At 45.5% G+C, this 1,434-nt stretch carries 1 protein-coding gene; it reads right to left on the bottom strand.

The features are described 5' to 3' along the window. Positions 1–188: 188 nt before the first annotated feature. Positions 189–1,434 (bottom strand): diaminopimelate decarboxylase (locus tag ACYVRH_RS12645; RefSeq protein WP_461257258.1); only part of this gene is annotated, 1,246 nt, incomplete at its 5' end.

Raw genomic sequence — 1,434 nt, 5'->3', positions numbered from 1 at the left:
GTATTATAATCCACAGATGCAAAGTTTTTATAATGATACATTGAAACAACAAGAAGAAATTAAAAATTTTAATAATAAAATATATCCAAAATAATAGAAGTTACTAATTTATAAATCATTTAAGATGTTCTCAAAACAACTCTAATGATGCCTTTGCGAAAATTTACGGCAATATAACCTAATTCATCCTAGCTGAAATTTTTCACCCCCGAAATGTCAAGCGTGGCGAAATAGTCGTATACTTCTTCGGGACGGCGGATCTGTACTACAGAGCCATCCTGACGCAGAAGCAGTTCGCCGCAACGGAGTTTGCCGTTGTAGTTAAAACCCATCGCTCTTCCGTGGGCGCCTGCGTCGTGGATAACGACGATGTCACCTGCCCCGCCGTCAGCGGCAACGTCTATTTTTGGAAGTTTTCTTTGAATGGCGAATTTGTCGTTATTTTCACAAAGACTGCCAACCACGTCGTAAGTCTCAGACAACGGGGCGTTTTCTTTGCCGAGGATTGTTATGTGATGATACGCGCCGTATAGGGCGGGACGCATTAGGTCTGCCATGCAGGCGTCAAGGGCGATGTAGTTGCGGTAAATTTCTTTTTTGTGAACGGCGCGGGCTACAAGCCAGCCGTAGGGGCCGGTTATCACCCTGCCCCACTCGGTGCGAATGTTCAATGGATCAAGTCCAGCGGGTTTGATAATCTCGTTATACGCTTTTTGTATGCCGGAGGCTAAAACCTGATAATCTACCGGTTCCTGATCGAGTTTGTAGGGAATTCCTACGCCGCCGCCAAGATTGATAAACTCAAGGCGTACTCCTGTTTTTTCCTTTATTTCAACCGCAAGTTCAAAGAGCATCCGCGCGGTTTCAATGTGGTATGGAATGGAAAGCTCGTTGGAAGCGACCATTGTGTGCAGGGCAAAGCGTTTTACGCCCTTTTCCTTGCAAACTGAATAACCTTTAATTAGCTGTTCTCTCGTAAGGCCGTACTTTGCCTCCTCTGGCTTGCCGATTATGGCGTTGCCTTCCTTGAGAGGGCCTGGGTTGTAGCGGAATGAGATTAATTCAGGCAAGCCGCGCCATGCATGCATGGCGGCTATTTTTTCCAAAAATTCAATTTGGGTGTAATCGTCAAAATTGATCACCGCGCCAAGTTCTTTGGCGGCTTGATATTCCTTTACCGGAGTTTCATTAGAGGTAAGCATGATGTCTTCGCCCTTAATGCCTGCAATGTCAGCTAACAACAGTTCCGGATAGCTGGAACAATCCGCGCCAAAGCCTTCGACTGCGAGAAGTTTGAGTATATACGGATTGGGAAGCGCCTTTACCGCAAAATGGTTTTTATAAGACGGGAAAACCGAAAATGCCGCTTTGATACGGCGGACATTTTCGATTATCGCCTTTTCATCGTAAATGTAAAACGGCGTTGGGTACTGC

The sequence above is a fragment of the Treponema sp. R80B11-R83G3 genome, from assembly GCF_054786115.1.
The sequence above is the reverse complement of the archived record's forward strand: the minus strand, read 5'-3'. Positions and strand labels throughout refer to the sequence as shown.